We start from the raw sequence: 22,388 nt of genomic DNA, 5'->3' as shown, positions 1-22,388 counted from the left end.
CATTACAGCAATGAATATTCTCACGTTTGCCCTACGCCGCCCGTTGACGATCATCGTCGTCGCGATCGCGCTCATTCTCGGCTCCTCGATCGCGGTAAAACGCATGCCCCGCGATATTTTCCCGCCCTTGGGAATCCCCACCATTTATGTGGCGCAGCCTTTCGGTGGAATGGATCCGGCCCAGATGGAGGGCTATCTCACCTACCGCTACGAGTATCACTTCCTCTACATTTCCAACATCGAGCACGTGGAATCAAAATCGATCCAGGGCGCATCGATCATGAAGCTCCAGTTCCACCCCGGAACAGATATGTCACAAGCCATGTCGGAGACCGTAGCCCAGGTGAACCGCTCCCGCGCATTCATGCCTCCCGGCACTGCGGCACCGTTTATCATGCGCTTTGATGCCGGAAGCGTCGCCGTGGGCAATCTGGTTTTCTCTACGGATAATCCGGATATCACGCTCAACGAAATGCAGGACCAAGCGCTCAATAAGGTGCGTCCGGCCTTCGCCACACTCCCCGGTGTTTCCGCTCCGCCGCCATTCGGAGGATCATCGCGGGCAATCATCGTGAATATTGATCCCGATAAGATGCGCTCCGCCGGACTCTCCCCGGACTCGGTGGTCCAATCGTTGGCTCGCGGGAATCTCATCAGCCCTTCCGGCAACATCAATATCGATGGCAAGTATCCTATCGTCCCGACCAATGCGATCGTGAAGGACATCAAGGAGCTGGAGAACATTCCCCTCAAGACAGATTCCGGCCGTGCCGTGTTCGTCCGTGATATCGCGACCGTCACCGATGGCGCGGACACCACGACCGCCTACGCATTGGCAGATGGCAAACGCTCGGTATATCTACCTGTCACGAAACGCGCGGAAGCATCTACGCTGGACGTGGTAAAAACCGTTCGCGAGAACATTCCCGAATTCCAAAAGCTCCTGCCGGATGGCATCAAGGTCAGCTACGAGTTCGACCAATCACCCGTTGTCGAGCGCTCCATCCGAGATCTTCTAAAAGAAGGCGGCATCGGAGCGATCCTTACCGGTCTGATGGTTCTGCTTTTCCTCCGCGATTGGCGCAGTGCCTTCATCGTTGTGATCAATATTCCCCTCGCCCTGATGGCAGCCTGCCTGGCTTTATGGATCTCCGGCCAAACGATTCACCTGATGACGCTCGGCGGCATGGCTCTGGCGATCGGAATCCTCGTCGATGAGGCAACCGTTGCCGTGGAAAATATCCATTCACGTCTCGCCAAAGGTGATTCCATTGCCCAGGCGGCACTCACCGGCACCCGGGAAACCGCTCTTCCCCGCTTTCTCGCGATGCTTTGTATCCTCGCGGTTTTCATTCCCGCGTTTTTCATGGTCGGCGCTGCCAAGGCACTCTTCGTTCCCCTCGCCCTTGCGGTGGGATTCTCCATGATCGCTTCGTTCTTTCTCTCCAGCACTCTCGTGCCGGTTCTCTCTGTCTGGCTACTAGGGAAACAAAAGATCCACGAGGAAAAAGAAGGCATCCTGGCCCGTGGCTTCGCCCCATTGGTAAAAGGTTTCGTCTCGGCCCGCTGGCTGGTCGTATCGGCATACCTCGCCGTTACTTTGCTCGTCATTGGATTGATCGGTCCGCAGATCGGCCGCGAGATTTTCCCTCAGACAGATAGCGGCCAATTTGCCATCCGCTTTCGCGCCCCGAGCGGCACCCAGGTCGCCATCACAGAAAAAATCGCAATCCGCATTCTTGATACCGTTGCCCGTGAGGTCGGCGGGAAAGACAAGGTCGAGATGTCCATCGGCATGGTGGGCGTCCACAACTCATCTTTCCCTGTCAATCTGGTTTACCTCTGGAACGGCGGTCCGGGCGAAGGTTTTCTCGCCGTCCAGCTAACCGAGGACTCCGGGATCAGAATTGCAGATTTGAAAGAAAAACTGCGGTCCGTTCTCAAAGCGGAAATGCCCGAGGTATCCATCTCCTTCGAGCCCCAGGACATCGTCACCCGGGTGATGAGCTTTGGCTCGCCAACACCCTTGGAGATCGCCGTGAGCGGCCCCGACATCGCTGTGAGCAAAGCACATGCGGAACTTCTCTTAAAAGAACTCAAGAAGGTCGGCTCCCTACGCGATCTCCAGTTCAGCCAAGACCTTAATTTCCCGACCGTCAATGTCCACATCGACCGGGAGCGGGCAGGGCTACTGGGAGTGGAAGTCGATGACATAGCCCGGTCTCTTGTGGCGGCAACGACGTCCAGTCGCTTCACAGTGCCGAACTTCTGGGCGGATCCAAAATCCGGGGTTTCCTACAATCTCCAGGTGCAGATCCCGGAGGAATTAACGACATCCATAGAAGATCTCAAAAACATCCCGATCAGCTCCTCGAATGAAAAGCCCGTTCTCCTACGGAACCTCGCCGAGATCGAGCAAAGCACAGCTGTCGGCACCTATGAGCGCTACAACCTCGCCCGTGTAGTCAGTATCACGGCCAATATCCATGGCACCGATTTCGGAACCGCGATAAAAGAGGTTCAAGAGGTGCTGGATAAGGTCGGTCCGCCGAAAGACCCAAAAACGAAAGTCGATCTTCGGGGCCAGGTCGTTCCCTTCCAGCAGCTCAGCGAAGGCTTCGGCTCCGGGATGATCATCGCGGTCATCGTGATTTTCCTCATTCTGTGCGCAAACTTCCAATCGATCCGTCTGGCACTGGTCGTCATTTCTACCACACCTGCAGTAATTTCCGGTATTATCCTCGCACTATGGGTCACCGGCACCACGATCAATATCCAGTCCGGCATCGGCTCCATCATGGCTATCGGCGTAGCCGTGGCGAACGCGATCCTGCTCGTCACCTTCGCGGAGACAGAACGGAGAAAATCCGCTGATCCGGCGGCCGCCGCAATAGCAGGTGCGCGTTCTCGCCTTAGAGCGGTGGTGATGACCAGCTGCGCCATGACGGCAGGGATGTTGCCCCTTGCGCTGGGTCTGGGTGAAGGCGGCGATCAGACGGCGCCTCTCGGGCGCGCAGTGGTCGGCGGCCTGGTTTGTGCGACTCTTGCCACCCTGTTCGTCCTGCCCTCGGTCTTCGCGCTATTTACCAATAAAAAGGTAACTTCCGCTTCCCTCGATCCCACCGATCCCGAGAGCGCCCACTCCGTGCCTTAGGTTTCCTCACACTTTTTAGAAAGCCATTTCCCCACATTGACTTATGCGTAACATTCTTTTCATTCCCGCGGTTGCGGCTATTTGCTCCTGCACTAATCTCCCATCGGCCACAGATTCCAATCAGGGCTCCACAGCATCCGATTACTCGGTTGCGAGCCTCGTCCCGGCGTCCGGCACATTTCCCATCGACTTGGAAACGACGTTGAAACTCGCAGCCGGACGTAACCTGGATCTCGCAATAGCTATCGAAAAATCCAATCGTGCGGCTGCACGCGCCGATCGAGCGATGCTGACCCTAGTGCCGGACCTAGCCGTTGGTGCATCTTTCGCGAAACAAAACGGGCTCTTGCAGGATACACTCGGAACGCCGGTGAACGCCTCCCGTGTTTCCGAATCTTCCGGTCTTGGCACCGCTTCCGGAGCACCTGGTTTATCACTGGATCTCAATGTCAGCCGCGCGATATTCGCTCCGCTTGCCACCCGTCAGGATCGGAAGGCTGCCGTCGCCGCAGCAGAAGCAAAAGAGCACGAAATTTTTGCCGATGCGGCAGCGGCCTACTACGAGCTGGTTCGCGCCCGCGCGGTCCTACAGCTTTCCCGTGAGGTCGAGGCATCCGCCAGAAAACTGGCGGAGTCCACCAAAGCTTTTTCCGCTGCGGGGGAAGGCCTGGAAGCCGATTCCGAGCGCACCTTGGCCAATCATTTGCTGCGCCAGGGACAGACGGCACGTGCCGAGGCTGACCTCCTGCGCCGATCTGCCGCGCTTGCCCGGCTCCTTCATCTGTCCCCTTCCCTGACCCTGATTCCCGTGGATAAATCGGTCTCTCCGATCGATCTCGTCGATCCGGATGAGTCTGTCTCAAGAATGGTGGCAACCGCCTTCCGTTTCCGTCCGGAAACGAGGCAAATGCAATCGGAAGTCGCCGCCGCAGCAAATCGTCTGACCGAGCAGAAGGTAAAGCCATTTTTACCGAACGTCGCCGCCGGATATTCAAATTTTGACTTTGGTGCGGGCCGGGGCTCTTCCACCGAAGACTCCGACAACCGCGAGGAAGTCACCGCAATGATTTATTGGAAACTTGAAGGGCTTGGCTTTGGAAACGCGGCGGCCGCCCGGGAAAAAGAAGCGGAGCTAAAGCTTTCAAAGCTAAATGAAGCCAGAGCCCTTGATATCATTGTCAACGAAGTCGCCGCCGCACGTGCAGAAGCTCATGCGCAACGCACCCGGATTCCTCTCGGAAAACAAGCTGCCGTGCATGCGAAAAACGCGTATCGCCTGACAACGGATCGACTGCAGGAAGCCCAGGGCTTGCCGATTGAAGCTCTCGTATCCATCCAGACTCTCGCAGAAGCCAAGCAAGCGGAAGTCGATGCGGTATTGGACTACAATATTGCCCAGCACCGCCTGCTCGCCGCGCTGGGTCACCCTAGGTAATTGACTTCCCGGAAAACGGATGACCGGGAAACCAAATGACCGGTCATCCGCATCAGACATTCAAATCGGCAACCATCGCATGGAAGGCTGCGGATACCTTATTTTTCTTCGGATCGGTGAGTGCCACCGGTTTTCCATTGTCGCCTCCTCTACCGGTGGGCATATCGATGGGGATCTGAGCCAATAACGGCACATTCATATCCTCTGCCTCGCGGACTCCGCCTTCTTCGCCGAACAGGTAGTAGCGCTTCCCGGCATCGCACTCAAACCAAGCCATATTCTCGATCAGACCGAGGATCGGCACATTGACCTTTGCAAACATCGCCACGGCTTTCCGCGCATCGATCAATGCAACTTCCTGCGGGGTGGTCACAATGATCGCACCATCGACGGCTACCGTCTGGACGATCGTCAGCTGGATATCGCCAGTCCCCGGAGGAAGATCCAGAACCAACACATCGAGCTCGCCCCATGCGACTTGGCGGAGAAACTGTTGAGTGTAGCGGGTAGCCATCGGCCCCCGCACAATGACGGGAGATTTGTCCTCCAAAAGGAAGCCCATCGACATCAGTTTCAAACCGTGGGCCTCGATCGGGATGATCTCGTCGTTCTCATTCGCATTCGGTCGCTCGGTGGTGCCGAACATCTGGGCAACAGAGGGACCGTAGAGATCACAATCGCATAGGCCGACCTTCAACCCCCGTGCGGAAAGTGCGATGGCAAGGTTCGCCGCGACGGTGGATTTTCCCACGCCGCCTTTACCGGAGGCCACAGCAATAATTCGTTTTACCCCAGGGATGGAGGATTTCCCGATCGCACCGCCAGCGGCTTCCGGAGCGTCCTTCACATCGATATCTATCTTCACGGTGCCCACGTCATCAATCGCTCCAAGCACTTCGTGGCAATCCTTGAAAATTTGTTGCGGGACTTTTGGATCCTTTGTCGCGACTTCGATCTTTACGACGAGATCCTCGCCCTCGAACTCCACCGCCTTCACCAAGCCAAAGGACACAATATCCCGGGAAAATCCAGGATACTTGACCTGCTTCAGTGCTTCTTTGATCTGCTCTACGTTCGTCATAACTCGCCACCACTCTCCCCGATTTTCCCTGCAACGCAACCACCAAGCACTCGACACCAGAAAGCGCCGATTTTCGCGAAGCTTCACTCCACAATCGACATTCGCCCGACATCAAACAAACCTCCCGGCGTGATTTCGCCAGCCACAGTCGTCCTTGCTGTTTTACCGATCTATCTACTCACGCTTGGCGGGGCAGTTCTCAGGAAATTGGGCGTTCTGCGCCATGACCACGATGTGGGGGTGATGCATGTCATCTTCTCCGTGATGCTTCCCTGCTTCATTTTGGACAAAATGCTGGGATCCGAGGTTTTACGGAGTGCAGGCGTGCTATTTACCGGGGCCGGGCTGGGATTTTCCTTTATCATCATTGGGCTGGTGGTCGGCTACGGCACTGGCAAAATCATTGGTCTGATTCCCGGGAATGGCATCCGCACCTTCGCCCTCACCAGTGGCTGTCAGAACTACGGATTCCTATCCATTCCGGCGGTGGAAATTCTCTGGGGCTCCTCCGCAGTCGCCGTGCTGTTTGTTCACAACATCGGCGTGGAAATCGCCCTCTGGTCCATCGGCGTGATGCTGATGAGCGGAGAGCGTGGCATTCGCTGGAAACGACTGATCAATGGTCCGATCATCGCGGTCGTTACAGGAATTCTCCTCATTAGCCTTCACCTGGATGACAAGATCAACGGCCCGGTGCGGGAAGCGATGCACATGGCCGGTGCGGGAGCTTTTCCTCTGGCCATCATCATGACAGGTGCCTCTATCATTGATCTGGTAGGCTCGGAAAAACCGTCGTGGAAAATCATTTTTGCATCCATCGTAGTCCGCATTATCGTCATTCCGGCAATCATCATTGTCTGCGCCAAACATATCCCGATGGCAGTGGAAATCCGCCAGGTCCTTCTCGTGCAAGCCGCCATGCCTGCGGCGATGACACCTATTCTTCTCGCCCGTCTCTACGGAGGAAAATCCAGCGTCGCTGTCCAGATTGTCGTCGCGACAACGATCGTGTCTATTTTTTCACTCCCTTATATTATCACCTTCGGAATACGATACCTTAACCTGACGCCGATCACCCATTGAGAAACAGCCATTCCAGCCTCCGGTTTGCGGGTTTTCAGCATCCAGCCAAATCCCGCCCGAAGCTCCGGAAACCAGATCAGATTCATACCTATCGATAAATAGTTCATATTTCGGCACGCCATCCGCATCAGGGAGCCACAATGCCGATAAACACTGCAAAAATTTCATTCCAGATTCTGCGTTACGACGTGCTTCCAGTTCCAAAATCCATCATTTTCTCCTTAGATTACCCCATTTCCAATGTCAGAAACCTCGCCGCTCCAACAAAAAGCCAATCAGATCTTAAAACCTGCCATTGACGGACAGCTCTCGCCCGATGAGCGGATGGGCCTTTACCAGAGTTTCATGAAGTCCGAGCAGGAGATTATCCTAGCCCGTCATCGCGATGGAGCAGGTGGATTGGAAATCGCGGAGGCACGTTCCGAGCTCATCGATGTATTGCTGGCCACTATTCTACAGGCGACGATCAATGCCCAGGGAGTTGAGAGCTCACCACTTTCCCTGGTGGCGATCGGCGGATACGGCCGTGGCACCTTGAATCCCGGGTCAGATATTGACATCCTGTTTCTCCTTCCCCGGGCTTCCACCAAGCTCCCGAAACACGTCCAGGAGCTTGTGCAAAGGGTTCTCTACGTGTTGTGGGATCTAGGATTCAAAGTCGGCCAGTCCTGCCGATCAATCGCAGAATGTATTCAGGAAGCCAGGGCGGATCAACAAAACTTCACCGCCCTGATGGAGACGCGTTTGATCGCGGGCAATAAGGAGCTCTATCAGGAATTTCTCGTCAGCTACGATAAAAACTGCATTGCAAAAGGATATGATGAGTTCCTGGAAAATCGCCGCCAGGATCTTCGTTCCAGGCACAAAAAATCCTCCTACACCGTCTTTCTCCAGGAGCCGAATGTCAAAGAATCCTGCGGAGGTCTGCGGGATTACCAGAACATGCTCTGGGTCGCCCGCATGAAAACCGGCTCGGCGGATCTGGGAAAACTTGTGGAAAAAAAAATCATCACCGCAAGCACCCTCCGCGAAATTGAAGAAGCAAACGATTTCCTGCTACGCGTCAGGAATGACCTCCATTACCATACCGGTAAGTCCACCGATATTCTCACCCTCCAGCTCCAAGGCGTGGTCGCGACTTCTTTCGCCTACCCACAGCGTAGCATTCTCCGGCGCACGGAGGCATTCATGCGGGATTACTATCGCCATACCCGCCACCTCTACCGCCATTCGAATTCCCTCATGGAAACCTTCCAAATCGAGCAGGATACCATCGCGGAAAGCGGTTTGCGCTCCTTCCTGACCTTTCGCAAAAAAAAGCGTGAGGAGTTTGATGGGTTCATCGCCCGCAACGGCCGGATCTACCCGGCCAACCATGAAATTTTCAAAGACGATATCCACCGCATGATGCGGCTCTTCCAGCACTCGCAAGTGCGCGGCCTGCGCCTTTCCCCTCAAATGAGGCGGTTGATCGCGAGCCACTGGAACGATATCGACCGGCCTTTCCGGTATCTCAAAGCCAACCGTGAGACCTTTCAGGCAATTCTCGAACGTAAGGGCGAAGTCGCCCGCACACTCCGCCAAATGCACCGTATCGGTTTTCTGGGGCGCTACCTCCCCGAGTTCGGAGCATTGGACTGCCTGGTCCAGCACGAGTTTTTCCATCGCTACACCGCGGACGAGCATACGCTCCGCTGTATTGATGAGCTTGATAAGCTTTTGGACAATACAGACCCCAAGTTCGATCTTTTCAGAAGACTGTTCCATGAAATCGTCGATCCGTATGCGCTTTATCTTGCCCTGATTCTCCACGATACAGGCCGGTCGGAAAATGTCCGGGAGCACATCGACGGCTCCGCCATGCTGGCGGTAAAACTCTGCGCCAGACTTCAGATCAAAGGTCGCCGCTACTCGCTCATCATGTTCCTTGTGGACAATCACCTGACATTCTGGCGGACAGCGACCACCAAAAACCTGGAGGATCCAGAGGTGATCGCAGAGTTCGCTGCCATCATGAAAACCACAGAGAACCTGGATGCTCTCTTGCTCTTCACCTACTGCGATACTAGTGGCACCGCCCCAGATGCGTGGAACGGCTGGAAGGAATCCCTGATGCTCCAGCTTCACAAGGCGACCAAACGTTTCCTTATCGAAGGCCGGGAAAAATTCACCAGACGGCTCGATACCGATCGGCAGGAGCTGCGCCGTGAGGTAATTGCGCTTATGCCGGATGATTACACCAAGGAGATCAAAGCGCACTTTTCCCGCACTCCGGACGCTGCCTTCGCCTATCGGGAAGCGTCTTTCATCGTCACGCAAATTGAGGCAATTCGCAGTTTCCTCGATGAACAGCATAACAAACAAAATCCCCACGCATTTTGCGTGAAATGGATCGATCATCCGGACAAAGGCTATTCCGAACTCGTGCTTGCCACCCACGATCGGCCGCTGCACCTGGAAAAACTGTGCTGCGCTCTTGCCTCGGAGCAGATCAACATTCTCTCGGCAGACCTTTTCACCCGCACTGATGATATTGTCCTCAATATTTTCAGGGTTTGCACAACCAACTTCGAACCGATTTCCAACGAAACCACTCGTAAGCGTTTCATCAGAACCTTCACTCAAATCCTTGAGTCAGAAAAATACGAGCCGGAGCAATACCTGAAGCTCAAGCAGAATTTCCTGAAACCCCGCACGGAAACCGGCCTTTCCGTCCCGGTTCGCGCTCATGTTTCCAATGATCTTCACCCGAGCTGCACAACGGTTGAGATACAGGCTCTCGACCGTATCGGACTGCTCCACGATTTATTTCACACGATCAATGAAGCGGGGCTGGACACCGCACATGCGCGGATTTGCACCGAGAAAGGAGTGGCGATGGACACGCTCTACATCGTCACGTCCGAGAACAAAAAAATCGAGGATCCACAGCTTCTGCGCGCACTGGAGGAAAAATTCAACAATCTCGTCGCCCGCAAGGAAGCTGCCGTGTGACAGGAGATCATTTCCGCGAGCAAAGGACACCTAAAGTCGGGCTTGATATGCAAGGTATAACCGAAGCAGACTCCCGCCCCTTTCGGAGGGAAAACCGCCATGTCCGCTAATCAAGAAATCCGCGTATTCGCCCCAGCCACAGTCGCCAATGTCGCCTGTGGATACGATGTCCTTGGCTTTGCCATCGATTCTCCGGGCGATGAAATCGTCGTCCGCAACTCAAACAAACCCGGCCTTCAGATCACAAAAATCACCGGGGATGACGGAAAACTGCCGAAAGATCCCACCAAAAATACCGCCGGAGTCGCCGCGTTGGATCTTCTCAAACATCTCGGCATGCTCGACCGGGGTATCGAAATGGAAATCCATAAAAAAATGCCTTTTGGCTCCGGCCTGGGCTCTTCCTCCGCATCGGCTGTGGCAGGTGCCTTCGCCGTGAACAAGCTCATTGGGGAGCCGCTCTCCAAACGCCAGTTGCTCCCATTTGCGATGGCTGGCGAAGCCTCTGCGGACGGAGCTTGGCACGCGGATAACGTCGGACCATGTCTCCTCGGCGGCATCGTTTTCATCCGCTCCAACGAAGAGCTCGATATCGCACAGATTCCAGCTCCGAAAAACCTTTGGGCTGCTGTGGTTCACCCGGATATCGAAATCTTAACCAAGGTCGCCCGTGAAATTTTGCCCAAAGAAATACCTTTGGAGAACGCCACCCAACAAATCGGCAACCTCGGCGGCTTGATTCTTGGACTCATTCAGGAAGATTACGGTCTGATCTCCCGCTCCATCCACGATGTCATCGCAGAGCCTCGCCGTCAGAAACTCATCCCGGATTTCTACAAAGCAAAACGGGCGGCACTTTCCGCAGGTGCTCTGGGCTTTTCCATTTCCGGCGCGGGTCCTTCGGTTTTCGCGCTTTGTGAAGGTGAGGAATCCGCACGAAAAGTAGGCGCGGCGATAGAAAAGGTCTTCAAGGAAATCCCGGTAAACTGCCAGTTGCATATCTCCAAGATCAATCCCCACGGCGTGCACGTCGTCAGCTAACTCAAACCATCTTCAAGTGCCGTGAAATATCACTCCACCAGTAATCCAAGCCACCAGGTCGATCTCAAGGAAGCGATTCTACGCTCTCTTCCGCCGGACAATGGCCTTTACATGCCGAATGAGCTGCCAGTTCTCGGGAGAGACTTCTGGACCATCTGGCGTGAGCTGACATTTCAGGAAATTGGCTTCGCCGTGGCTGAAGCTTTCTTCGGCGAGGATGTCCCCGCGCCGGAACTCCGCGATATTGTTGAGGGCACACTTGCCTTCGACGCCCCGCTCGTCACCCTAGCTCCGGGAGATCATATTCTTGAGCTTTTCCATGGCCCGACTCTTGCGTTCAAAGATTTTGGAGCCCGCTTCATGGCCCGGCTCATGGCACATCTCACCCGCGGGGAAGACAGACTGCTTACCGTATTGGTCGCTACCTCCGGCGATACCGGTGGCGCGGTTGCTTCGGCTTTTCATAATGTTCCGGGCACCCGTGTGATCATTTTATATCCGAAGGGTAAAGTATCCGGCCTTCAGGAAAAGCAACTCACCGCCCTGGGTGGAAACATCACCGCATTGGAAATCGATGGCACCTTCGATGATTGCCAGGCGCTTGTAAAAAAAGCGTTTCTGGACCGCGAGGTCGCAGAGCGCATGAACCTGACTTCTGCGAACTCGATCAACCTCTCGCGTCTTGTCCCGCAAAGCTTCTACTATATCCACAGTGCTAGACAGCTTCCCGAAGGAGTGAAGCCCACCTTTGTGATCCCTTCCGGAAACTTTGGCAACCTGACTGCGGGACTTCTTGCGAAACAGGTCGGCCTGCCAGTCGAGCATTTCCTCGCGGCGACGAACCGGAATGACGTCGTCCCGGAATATCTCAAAAAGGGCGAATATACCCCACGCCCAAGTATCGCGACAATTTCGAACGCGATGGATGTGGGAGCGCCATCAAATTTTGTCCGCATGCAGGCACTGTTTGGAAATTCCTGGCAAAAAATGCGGGAGAGCGTCAGTGGCATAAGTTTTTCGGATGGAGAAACCCGAGCCGCCGTGCGCGAAGTGAAATCTTTGTTCAATTATGAAATCGATCCGCATGGAGCCGTGGGCTGGTTGGCCGCCCGCAACTACCGGGCGGCGCATCCCGGCTCTGCGACGATTACATTGGAGACTGCACATCCGGCCAAGTTCCCGGATGTGATGGATGCAGAGCTAGGCGTGGGAAAAGTGGATATTCCCGAGCGGCTCGCTGTCCTCGCAGATCAGGAAAAGGTAGCCACAGAGCTGCCAAAGGATTGGGAAACCTTCCGCGCCTGGCTCGGTGACAATGTCATCTAACTCTCAGATTTCCTTCACTTCGCGCTCGATCGCATCCATTGCCTCTTCAGCGGTGATGATGCGAGCATAGCGATCGCGGAGTGTTTTGAGGCTGGCCTCATGTAGCTCTGGCGTGACGGTCGCACAGCAGTCATCGACCATTGTTACCAGATAACCCAGGTCACATGCATCTCTGACCGTCGTTTCCACACACTCATTTGTGTAAACACCTACAACATAAAGAGAACTGATACCGAGATTTGTCAGGACGTAGTGAAGGTTTGTGGACGAAAAGACACCGCTTGCCGTTTTATTGATCACAATCTCGTCCCCCACCGGTGCTACTTCTTCGATGAAACAAGCATCCGCCGAACCGGGCGCGACATGCAAATTCAACCGTTTATGACCCTTCCCCCGGTCTCTTCCATCATGGGTAAGTGACTGAATACGAACGTGGATCACCTCCAGTCCGTGCATCCGGAAACAATTCTGGAGATTGTGGACGTTCGGGAAAACCGTGCTCTTGAGCCTATCGAAATAATACCGCATCTCGTCGAGCGGAATCGGGGATTTATCGTTTTCAGCAAAGAGACCGTGCCCCTCGGCAGCATCCAGATACTGCATATCTATACACAAGAGCGCGGTGTTCCGGTTCCGTAGATCCTTTTCATGTTTCGGATTTTCCGCAAATGACTCGCGATAGATCGGAGTCAATGGATCCAGCAAATTATCATCTGTCATAAGTTATGATCCCAAGGGTTTCATGGCCAATTGATATAGCGTGGAGAGCATCAAATTGGCACCGGCTTCAATATCTTCCCATGCGGTCCATTCCGCGGGCGAGTGGCTCATCCCCCCTTTACTCGGCACGAAAATCATGGCCATCGGAGCAATCCGTCCCACCAATTGCGCATCGTGGGCTGCGCCGCTGAGCATACGGGTAAAATTCAAGCCAAGGGTCTCGGCTTGGTCCTGCAGCAGTTCCGTCAGACGGCTATCGGAAGCAACGGGATGAATCTCCCCCTGGATATGAAATTCGAATTTCAATCCGCGGCGCCGTGAAATCGCTGCCAAAGCCTTCTGGAATGCGAGGGATAGCTCATTCAGAATTTCCGGAGACGGATCCCGGAAATCGAGCGAAAATTCTACCATGCCCGGCACGGAATTTGGCGCACCCGGTAGGATTTCTGCCTTTCCTATGGTTGCCCGCGAATGATCGCCGCCGTTCTCTTCCAAAATCCGAGGTAATTCATGGGCAAAATCCGCCAGTCCCATGAACGCATCTTTCCGATAGTCCATCGGTGTGGTTCCCGCATGGTTTGCCTCACCAGTGAACCTCAGGGACCATGATTGAAGGCCTGTGATACTTTCAACGATGCCGACTTGCAGGCGATTCTCGTCCAGCACGGGTCCCTGTTCTATGTGGAGCTCCAGGTAGGAATTGATCTCATCGGGGCGCCGGGTTGCATCAAGCGCTTTCAAGGGATCCATGCCATGTGCTGCCATCGCATCCCACAGCCTTACACCGTTCAGATCCTTTGCACTCTCGACCTTTTCCATCGTTAACGTGCCGGTAAACGCTTCAGAGCCAAAAGTTCCGCCGAAGCGGCCTTCCTCGTCGCTGAAGGCGATCAGTTCCAAGCTCTTTTTTGGCTGTATTTTTTCCGCACAAAGCACGCGCAGACATTCCAGACCGACAACCACCCCCAAGGTTCCATCCAACATCCCCGCACATGGAACCGTATCAATGTGGGAGCCTACGTAGATGCGCGGATAATCTGCTTCTCCCTTCAATACGCCTGATACGTTTGCAGCGCCATCGCTCGAGGCCTCGAGGCCATTCTCCGAAATTCTCTTCGTCAGCCAGCGTTTCCCCTCCATATCCTTGTCGGAGAAGGCCATCCGGTATATTCCACGATCCTGCTCGTTCTTTCCTATCGCGGCGAGTGTGAGAATGTCGGATTTGATCCGTTCTATATCGACTCTGAGCTTTTCAGGAGTTTTCACGAAGTAAACTGGCGGTGGAGAATATGAAGCGTGAGCAAATGGTTCAGCAACGTGTCTTTGCGGACCAGAGAGGTAGGATCCGTATCGCGGCGGTAACCCTCCAGGAACCTCGCCACACGCTCCGGGGAGCAAATACCCGCATCCTCAATTACAGATGCATTGAGATATTGACTGACGAGTTCCTCCACTTTCGCCATCTTGGCTTTATCCGTGTGAGCCGGGGGGGCCATGAAGGCAAACTTTTCACGTTTGTAGAGAACTTCCGGTAAGACACCCTTCACAGCTTCCCGTAATACATGTTTCTCGATGTTTCCCTTGATTCTCAGGTTGGGGGGAACCTTCACCGCTGCTGCTGCCAGGTGATGATCAAGAAATGCCGGACGGGACTCCATGGAGTTTGCCATATCCACCCGGTCACCGCCCCAGTTTAGAATCTGCCCCTCCAGCTGACATTTCGACCAAGTGTATTGAGCAATATCCAGCGGATGTCTCCCCTCGACCATACTCGGATCGATACGGTTGGCTATCTCCTCAATGGGATCATAGCCTTCCAGCTCATGCAATAAATCGTCGGAGAGCAAAGGACGGGCGAGATCCAACGTGTCCATCCATGGCTGGATCCACGACGGAGTAAATCCGCAAAGTGATTCCCATTTGTGATGGGTCCGCTGGGTTTCTGCCAGAATCGCGCCCTTGAAGAGAGAGTTCGTTTTCTCCAAAGCTGCCTGATACTCCGCACGAACATTCTCCGGCTCATGCTTTAATCCGTGCAGAAACATATCTCTCTTCAAAGCTGGATAGCCTGCAAAAAGCTCATCCGCACCCTCACCGGTAATCACGCATCGATAGCCTGATTCCTTGACCCGCTTGGACATCAGATTCTTCGCCACGCCTAAGGTATTGTAAAATGTCCGCTCCGCATGCCACACCGTGTTCACATAATTCTCTCCATATAGGTCGGCAGCGTTCAGATTGATGACTTCCTGGTCCGCCCCCATGGACTCCGCCATTTGCTTGGCAATAGGAGCCTCATCGTAGGCATCATCATCAAAGGAGATGGTATAGGCCTTTGTAGGTGATTGCATCGCCCCGGTCGCAAGGCCAAGGATGCAGCAGGAATCAATCCCTCCGGAAAGATAACAGCCAACCGGCACATCAGCCTCGAGTCTTAGCACGATAGCCTTGATCAATTCCTCACGAACAATTTCCACGTGCTCTTTTTCATCCACCTTGCCTGGTCGTTCTTCCTCATGTGGAAAATCGAAATCCCAGTAACGCTGCTGATGGATGTCGAGCTGTCCGTTTCGCTTTCTGATGCGCAGGAAATGGCCTGGTGCCAACGACTCGATGTTCTCAAACGCACTCATTCCAGGAGCGATTGTCTGCATCAGCTGATGTAGGGCCGCCTTGCGATCCAAACGTGCCGGCACATCTGGATGAGCCAGCACGGATTTCGCCTCGGAGCCATAGACGATCTTGCTTTTATCCGGGGATACCCAAAAGAAAAGTGGCCGCACTCCGAAACGGTCTCTCAACAAGATGAGCTCGTCTGCGGTTCGATCATACAACGCGAAAGCAAACTCTCCCCGCAAGTGCTCGGTAAAATCCAAGCCGAACTTCCGGTATAGCCCGATCGCTATCTCAGAGTCGGATTTAGTCAGAAACCTATCACCTTCTGCCATCATCGTTGCGCGATGGCGCTTGAAGTCGTAAAACTCTCCGTTCGTCGTCAGCACGTATCTTCCATCCACTGCGTGCAAAGGTTGGCAACCACCTTCCAGATCATTGATCGCAAGGCGTGTATGGCCCAGCGCCACACCCTTCGCGTTATCGATATAATGCCCCCGCCCATCCGGACCACGGTGCACGATAGTTTCCAACTGGCGATCCAGTAGTTCAGGTGAGTTTTCAGGAAGAGGTTTGGCCGAAAAATGGCCGGCAATGCCGCACATAAGATAAATATAGTAGTTGTTTTAGATAGGTTTGAGATCTGTAAGATTAGGAAGCGCACTCAGGCGCCCCAGCACCGCCATCAGCAGCGCCTGCCGGATGAACACAGCTCCGTGAGCTTGCGAAAAGTAGAGATTGTGAGCCGTGCTATCGAGTGAAGTATCCAGCTCGTCAAGGCGAGCCATCGGGTGGAGAATTACTGTGCTTTTCTTGATCTCACTCTCCGAGTTCAGCTTGAAACGACTGTCCATGCTCTTATAGGAGTCACCCAGGAAGGCGATGGAATTCATGTAGATTACATCGAGGGTCGGAAGATGCTCCCGGACGTCGTTTGATACTTCGTAATCGATTCCGGCCTCGGTAAGGCGAGCCGTAACTTCTTCTCCGAAAGGATCCGCCATTTCCGAGATCACCGTGACCTTGCCGATGTGATCCTTGAACAAAAGCGACATCAAAAGGAATGACTTCACCGCCCGCATTGAACCGGGTGTTCCCAATATGCCGAAGTTAAGAAGCGGCTCGCCTTCATGATGAGGACTTGCCAGAGCTGGCATCCATTTCAATAGAGCGAACCAATCCGCGAGCGCTTGGGTGGGATGCTCGCCAGAACCATTTCCAGCATTAATCAGGGGAATCCGAAGATTCTTCAAAATTTCATCCGGCCCATTGGTATCAGTATGCCGCATGATCACAAGATCCGCATAGGCGTTGAACATCTCGCCAATATCCGAAAGTGATTCCCCCTTCGCTTGGCCGGTGGTTCTGCCGTCGGCAATAGAAATTACTTTGCCATCCAGACGCAGAACCGCACTTTCAAAACTGGTTCTTGTCCTGGTAGAAGCTTCAAAGAATGCTGTGACCGCAATCTTACCGTCCAGCGGATGATAAGGCCAAATTTCGATTTTTTCCAAAATTGCTGCCAATTTGGCAAGCTCCACTACTTGATCGAATGAAAACTGACTCGCAGTGAGGACACTCTTTCCCTCGAGTTCCCTCAACACGGAGAAGTCGACAGGATTATTGATGAAAAGATCTGAAGGTTCCGGACGGATCGCTTCGGATCCTTCCGGAGGTTCGATGTTTTGGGTGATCGCATTTTCGCGAATACCCGCCTGCAGGGTCGCATTGGGTTCTTGGTCCATATTGGATCTAAAGTTTGGCTTAGGAGGTAAAATCATTGCATCATCAGGTCTCACCATAGAGTTCCTTTCAGCCAATCTCTGACAAAGAGAACGATTAGCAGCAGTAAGCCCGACATTGTCCAAGCCAGAGCTGTGACAATGAGGATATGGAGAAAGCTTTGGGAAAACATGGGAAGTCTAACTGCGGTTAACGGGCGAGGGATTCAGAAAACGGGCGGAAATAGTAAATATCATCGAAATTGCCGTTCCCGCAAGGGAGGCAGTGAACCAACCAAGGGTAAAGTAGGCCGTCACTCCACCCGCACAGCCCAGCAAAATGCCTATGAGAACGATCGATCTATTGATTTTTTTCCAATAAAGCCCTGCTACCACCGGCCAGATCAGACTTCCAACCAAGGGACCGGAGATGAATAGTGCGTTGATAATTGGCCAATGGGGAACCGCCAAAAGCCAGGAAATCAACCCGACCGTAATGATAACTACGAAAGCAATTTTGCGGAAATTTTTCTCCGAATGCTCTCTTTTCAGAAGACCTTCGTGAACATCACGGATCAATAAGTCTGAGGTGGCAGCGAGCAATGAATCGATTGACGAAGCCATTGAACAAAATAGCACAATCAGAATCAGCGCTCCGGAAATTGCGCCAAAGCCCGCTTGGCCCATGACTTCCGCAGCCACCGTCGGGCCGGTTTGATTTTCATCTACAATATTAATCCCAAGAGGGCCTGCCGCGAGAGCGATGAATCCTGCCGCAATTGGTATCGGAAACCAAAGAAGTCCCGAGAGGAAAAATGCCTTGGGTGCTAAATCCTTCCGCATCGCAAAAGCCCTGGACCACCACACATTGTTGTGAAAAACCTCTCCGAAACCGAAGAGCATATTATTGAAAACCGCGAGTAACGCCGCAGGCATCGCGATCTTCAGTAGAGACGGTTGATAGGTCTGAACATGGGTATATGCCGCGTCAAAATCCAGGCGACCCACAACCAGACAACCGATAAATACAATCCCGATCAGGATAACCACGCTCTGGATAAAATCTGTGCCGATCACGGCATAAAGCCCACCGAAAAGGGTGTATAGAACGCAAACCACCAAAATCAGCGACATTCCCTGAATATAGGGAATCCCGGCTAGCGCGTTCATTAGATCCCCACCGGCTATAGCCATACTCACCAACCAGGAAAGCGAATACAACATCGTGATTATTAAAAATATCGCCCATCCGGTCCTTCCGTAACGGAGACGGAAGAAATCACCCGCAGTAACTCCTTGGGGAAGAATTTTACGAATTCTAACCGCGAAAAACGAAAACAGGATCAGGCCAAAGCTTGCCGTCGAGTAGGCGAGCATTCCCCAGACTCCCAGGGTCAGCGCGAAGACCGGGGCCAGCATGGTCGTGTTGGAAGTGACCCACGTCGCCATCGCGGTTGCAGAGCCAAGAGAAAGCCCGACCTTCCGGCCCGCCAGCATAAACCCTTCCGAATTTTCCGCCTTTTTTCCCCAATAGATTCCCAGCCCAATCCACACGATTCCCAAAACGATGACAATCAGCCAACCGGTTGTTACAGAAATTACAGCAGTTGACGCCATCACGCCTCACCTCCCATCTCACGTTTATGCGAAACATGGCCATAGACAATGGTCCCGATTGTCGAAACCACAACTATACCACCCAGCCCCAGAATGAGGAAGAGCCGCCCTTGAGGAAAAAATTCCACCGTTACCTTCAAGGGCTCCGACCATCTGTTTTGCGGGACTTCGCGGATCCGGAAGAAATGTATCCCTTCTGATAACCCCGTGATAACGGACCCCGGATCAGAACCTTTATAACGAACCAAGGATGTGCTGAATGACTCGTCGGATGATTGCTGTAGCTCGACTTCACTACCCTCGATCCCGGCCCAGCTCAACGTTACCGTGCCATTGTCCGAAACACTGGACTCAATCTGTGATCGATTGCTGAAATCAGTGGCTACAGCCCCCAAAACATCCTCGCAGAAAAATATCGCGATAGCAAAAACTGGGAGAATGTGAGTAAAAAAGCCGATCAGTCCGGAGAATTGTTCATCAAGAGTGCGCCAAAATTCAAACGGGCAGCCCTCCAGGGGTCAAGGTTCGAATAACAACATTTCCTGCTGCGCTGGACACCATGGCCCTGATCGGGTCTGAAGCAAATGGTTACTTCAGAAGTTCCAGCACCGGATAAGGATAAACTCCAAAGACAAGTGTCAGAACAGTCATTGCAGCCACAGCAAATTTGGTAATTCTAGGAAGCTTGATCACATGATCGTCTGCCGCATCGATCCACCACATCGCACGAATTGTTTTGAAATAGTAGTAGAATCCCGCAGCCGCGGCCACTACTGCAATTCCCAGGCCGATCCAGAGATGGGCTCCTGCAGCGAGTTGGAATACAAAAAACTTACCGATGAATCCAGCAGTCAGTGGAACCCCGGCCAGTGACGCCAGCAACACTGTCATCGCAAGAGCCAATGTGGGATGAGTTTTTCCAAGACCGTTGAAATCGGATATCGATTCCCCATTCCTGTGGATACGGATTTGCGCAACTACGAAGAATACCCCGAGGGTCATGATCAGATAAGTCGCGAGATAGAATGAAACCGCCTCTACAGAACTAATGTTACTCTCGGATGTGGGTGTCCATGCGGCAATCGCAAGAATAAGGAAGCCCGCGTGGGCGATGGACGAATAGGCGAGCAAACGCTTGAAATTCGACTGAGCAATAGCCGCAAGATTTCCAAACAGTAGCGTGGCACCGGCTAAAATAAGTAAAATGGTGAGCACTTGACTGCGGACGGGCGAGGCTTCGCCTACAAATGGGGCAAGAAAACGGAGAAGCAGGACGAACCCTGCCGCCTTCGAACCGACGGAGAGAAACGCAGTGGTTGGCGTCGGAGCGCCTTGATACACATCGGGGATCCACATCTGCATTGGAACAGCACCGACCTTGAAGCCAAGGGCGACAAGCACCAGAGCAATACCAAAGAGCAATGGAACGGTGTTCTCCATTCCGGCGATTCTTGCGGGGAAGAGTTCCATACTCATGGTTCCCGTTGTCCCGTAAATCCAGGCAATTCCGTAAACCAGGAAGCCCGTGCTCAGTGCTCCGAGGATAAGATATTTCACCCCTGCCTCCAGAGAACCAACATTGCGGCGCATGAACGCGACCAAAATGTAAAACGTAATTGTCACGAGCTCCAGGGCAACGAATGCTCCTGCAAGATCTTTTGCGGAAGCCATCCACATCATGCCGGCACACGCAAAGATCGGAAGTGAGTAAAATTCTCCGGTTCCATTTTCGTTACCGGGTTCATCGGTATAACGGGAAAGGATTCCGCGGTAATCTATCGCCATCAGCAGAACCAGCGAGGTGGCCAAAAGAGCGAACAGCTTGTAGAAACGGGCCAATGAATCCATCTGATAAAAATTCCACAGAGGCCACGCGGCCCAATCTGCTTCCGGTTTGGCGTCCGGTCCCACGGCAAAAAAAGTAAGCACGAGGATCGCGATGAGTCCGATAGCTCCGGCGAATCCGGCCCAAGATTTGTTTTTCGTAGGAACAAAGGCCTCAGCTACCAAAATGATAAATCCGAGGGTGACTGTGAGTGCTTCCAGGTAATAAGCGGGCATTGCGTAGAGTAGTAAAAATTTTTATTCCAAACTTGGTTCAGGCGGAGCGAAATTTAGCGCAGCAGGTTCAGAATGAGGTTTGGGTAGAGGCCGACAACAAGTAGAACGACTACCAGGATGATGGCTGGAATGCGGTCGGCCAGAGTCAGGTCAGGCGCTCGCTCAGTGGATTTGACGGCCGGTCCCTGGAAAATATTCCGGTAAGCACGCAGCATATAAACGGCGGAGATCACCACCCCCCAAATGGCGAAAATACAGGCAATTTGGACGGGCCCCATACTATCCGCAGGCACGTAATTCTGGAAAGCGGAAAGGAAAACAAGAACCTCACCGGAGAAATTAGCCAAGCCTGGGAGCCCGATAGAGGCCATTGCCGCAATACCGAAAAGGAAAGCCATCTTCGGCGCGGATTTCGCCAAGCCACCCATATCAGCAAGATCAAGTGAACCCGTGCTTTGCTCCACGCGGTCGGCAAGGCCGAAAAGAAGCGCGATGGAAATACCGTGGGCAAACATCAAGAGCACGGCGGCAGGCAGAGCGAGCGTATTGTCCGGCACAGCGATGAGCGCGGCAATAGCGAGGAAAATATAGCCCATGTGCATCACGGATGAGTTACCGAGCATCGTATCCAGACGTTTCTGGGACACGGTAACCAAGCCCACCCATAGAATATTTCCAACCAGCAGGACCAATAGGGGTACAAGCCACATCTGGAGACCTTCCGGGACCAGAGGCAACGCAAGCCGGAGCATGCCATAAAGGCCAAATTTCTTAAGAACCCCGGCATGCAACATCGCTGTAGGAGCAGGCGCGCTTGCATACGCGGGAGCAGCCCATGAATGGAATGGAAAGAGCGATACCAACGTGCCAAACCCAATAAGCAACAGTGCGGCAATGCCTTTTTGAGAAGCGGGATCAATGGACGGCGCAGCGGCAAGCATCTCCGGAATCGCAAAGGTTCCGACCAAGCTGGCCAGCCAGACAAGTCCCGCAAGAAGCACAAGTGAACCCAATCCCAGATAGATCGTGATTTTCCAAGCAATCCCCCGGCGGTCCCCACGGCCGAGAATACCGATCATCAAAAATGTCGGAATGAGAGCCATCTCGTGGAAAGCGTAGAAGAAGAAGAGATCCGTAGAGGCAAACGCACCGATAGCTCCTGCCGCGATCAGGAGAGAAGAACCGTAATATAGCTTTTCGTTACCGATGGGTGCTTTCCCCGAGAGCACCGCCGCCATACATACGATGACGGAGAGAAGAACCATAACCAGGCTCATGCCATCCAAATACCCGAAGCTGAGATGAATCGCTGGCTTTTCGAGAACCATCACGGAGAAATCCCAGATTTTCTCTTTCCAGGAAAACAGCGAGACTACGCCAAGAACAAGATTGATCGCGCAAGCGCCAATGGCTGTCAGACGGGCAGGAGCACCGAAAAGAATGGCAATAAAGGCCAGAATCGGCAGGGCAACTAGAAGGGTGAGCATAGAAAAATGGGGCAGTGTGGCGGAAAGTCCATTTCCGCAGGGCGAATACAGCGAA

Annotated in this window: 14 protein-coding genes; 6 read left to right on the top strand and 8 right to left on the bottom strand. The window is 53.4% G+C overall.

What is annotated here, in order from left to right; all coding sequences use genetic code 11:
* Positions 1–10: 10 nt before the first annotated feature.
* Both ACFSSA_RS11840 and ACFSSA_RS11835 read left to right on the top strand, forming a co-directional pair.
* A complete protein-coding gene (locus ACFSSA_RS11840) occupies positions 11–3,154 on the top strand; it encodes an efflux RND transporter permease subunit (protein ID WP_386820660.1) in 3,144 nt (1,047 codons plus the stop codon).
* Positions 3,155–3,197: 43 nt separating this feature from the next.
* The gene (locus ACFSSA_RS11835; RefSeq protein ID WP_386820659.1) at positions 3,198–4,589 is read left to right on the top strand and encodes a TolC family protein; all 1,392 of its coding nucleotides are present in this window, start codon (positions 3,198–3,200) and stop codon (positions 4,587–4,589) included.
* Positions 4,590–4,641: 52 nt separating this feature from the next.
* Here the strand turns inward: ACFSSA_RS11835 and ACFSSA_RS11830 are convergent, their stop codons facing one another.
* Positions 4,642–5,670 (bottom strand): Mrp/NBP35 family ATP-binding protein, encoded by a 1,029-nt coding sequence (locus ACFSSA_RS11830; protein WP_386820658.1) that lies wholly within the window; start codon positions 5,668–5,670, stop codon positions 4,642–4,644.
* 129 nt (positions 5,671–5,799) lie between these two features.
* On the opposite strand from ACFSSA_RS11830, the gene ACFSSA_RS11825 reads away from it, so the two are divergent.
* The 4 genes from ACFSSA_RS11825 (at position 5,800) to thrC (ending at position 12,114) form a co-directional block, all read left to right on the top strand.
* Positions 5,800–6,753 carry an AEC family transporter gene (locus ACFSSA_RS11825; protein WP_386820657.1) on the top strand — a complete coding sequence of 318 codons (954 nt, stop codon included), beginning with the start codon at positions 5,800–5,802 and terminating at the stop codon, positions 6,751–6,753.
* A 240-nt stretch (positions 6,754–6,993) separates the two neighbouring features.
* Entirely contained in the window at positions 6,994–9,747 is a 2,754-nt protein-coding gene (glnD, locus tag ACFSSA_RS11820) for a [protein-PII] uridylyltransferase (RefSeq protein ID WP_386820656.1), read from the top strand.
* Between the two features lie 99 nt (positions 9,748–9,846).
* Positions 9,847–10,788, top strand: coding sequence for a homoserine kinase (locus ACFSSA_RS11815; RefSeq protein ID WP_386820655.1), 942 nt, complete (start codon positions 9,847–9,849; stop codon positions 10,786–10,788).
* A 21-nt stretch (positions 10,789–10,809) separates the two neighbouring features.
* A complete protein-coding gene (gene thrC, locus ACFSSA_RS11810; RefSeq protein ID WP_386820654.1) occupies positions 10,810–12,114 on the top strand; it encodes a threonine synthase in 1,305 nt (434 codons plus the stop codon).
* Between the two features lie 3 nt (positions 12,115–12,117).
* On the opposite strand, the gene ACFSSA_RS11805 is transcribed toward thrC, so the two are convergent.
* The 7 genes from ACFSSA_RS11805 to ACFSSA_RS11775 all read right to left on the bottom strand — a co-directional run bounded on the left by ACFSSA_RS11805 (position 12,118) and on the right by ACFSSA_RS11775 (position 22,333).
* A complete protein-coding gene (locus ACFSSA_RS11805) occupies positions 12,118–12,834 on the bottom strand; it encodes a cysteine hydrolase family protein (protein ID WP_386820653.1) in 717 nt (238 codons plus the stop codon).
* 3 nt (positions 12,835–12,837) lie between these two features.
* Positions 12,838–14,100 (bottom strand): Zn-dependent hydrolase, encoded by a 1,263-nt coding sequence (locus tag ACFSSA_RS11800; RefSeq protein ID WP_386820652.1) that lies wholly within the window; start codon positions 14,098–14,100, stop codon positions 12,838–12,840.
* Positions 14,097–16,052 carry an asparagine synthase (glutamine-hydrolyzing) gene (asnB, locus tag ACFSSA_RS11795; protein WP_386820651.1) on the bottom strand — a complete coding sequence of 652 codons (1,956 nt, stop codon included), beginning with the start codon at positions 16,050–16,052 and terminating at the stop codon, positions 14,097–14,099. The genes ACFSSA_RS11800 and asnB overlap by 4 nt, the downstream gene beginning before the upstream one ends.
* A 21-nt stretch (positions 16,053–16,073) precedes the next feature.
* A complete protein-coding gene (locus ACFSSA_RS11790) occupies positions 16,074–17,192 on the bottom strand; it encodes an aspartate/ornithine carbamoyltransferase family protein (protein ID WP_386820650.1) in 1,119 nt (372 codons plus the stop codon).
* Between the two features lie 177 nt (positions 17,193–17,369).
* The gene (locus ACFSSA_RS11785; RefSeq protein WP_386820719.1) at positions 17,370–18,785 is read right to left on the bottom strand and encodes a sodium:solute symporter family transporter; all 1,416 of its coding nucleotides are present in this window, start codon (positions 18,783–18,785) and stop codon (positions 17,370–17,372) included.
* 588 nt (positions 18,786–19,373) lie between these two features.
* Entirely contained in the window at positions 19,374–20,846 is a 1,473-nt protein-coding gene (locus tag ACFSSA_RS11780) for an NADH-quinone oxidoreductase subunit N (RefSeq protein WP_386820649.1), read from the bottom strand.
* 53 nt (positions 20,847–20,899) lie between these two features.
* Entirely contained in the window at positions 20,900–22,333 is a 1,434-nt protein-coding gene (locus ACFSSA_RS11775; RefSeq protein WP_386820648.1) for a complex I subunit 4 family protein, read from the bottom strand.
* Positions 22,334–22,388 lie beyond the last annotated feature (55 nt).

Origin of the sequence: Luteolibacter algae (assembly GCF_042683045.1) — a bacterium.
Classification (GTDB): Bacteria; Verrucomicrobiota; Verrucomicrobiia; order Verrucomicrobiales; family Akkermansiaceae; genus Luteolibacter; species Luteolibacter algae.
The sequence above is the reverse complement of the archived record's forward strand: the minus strand, read 5'-3'. Positions and strand labels throughout refer to the sequence as shown.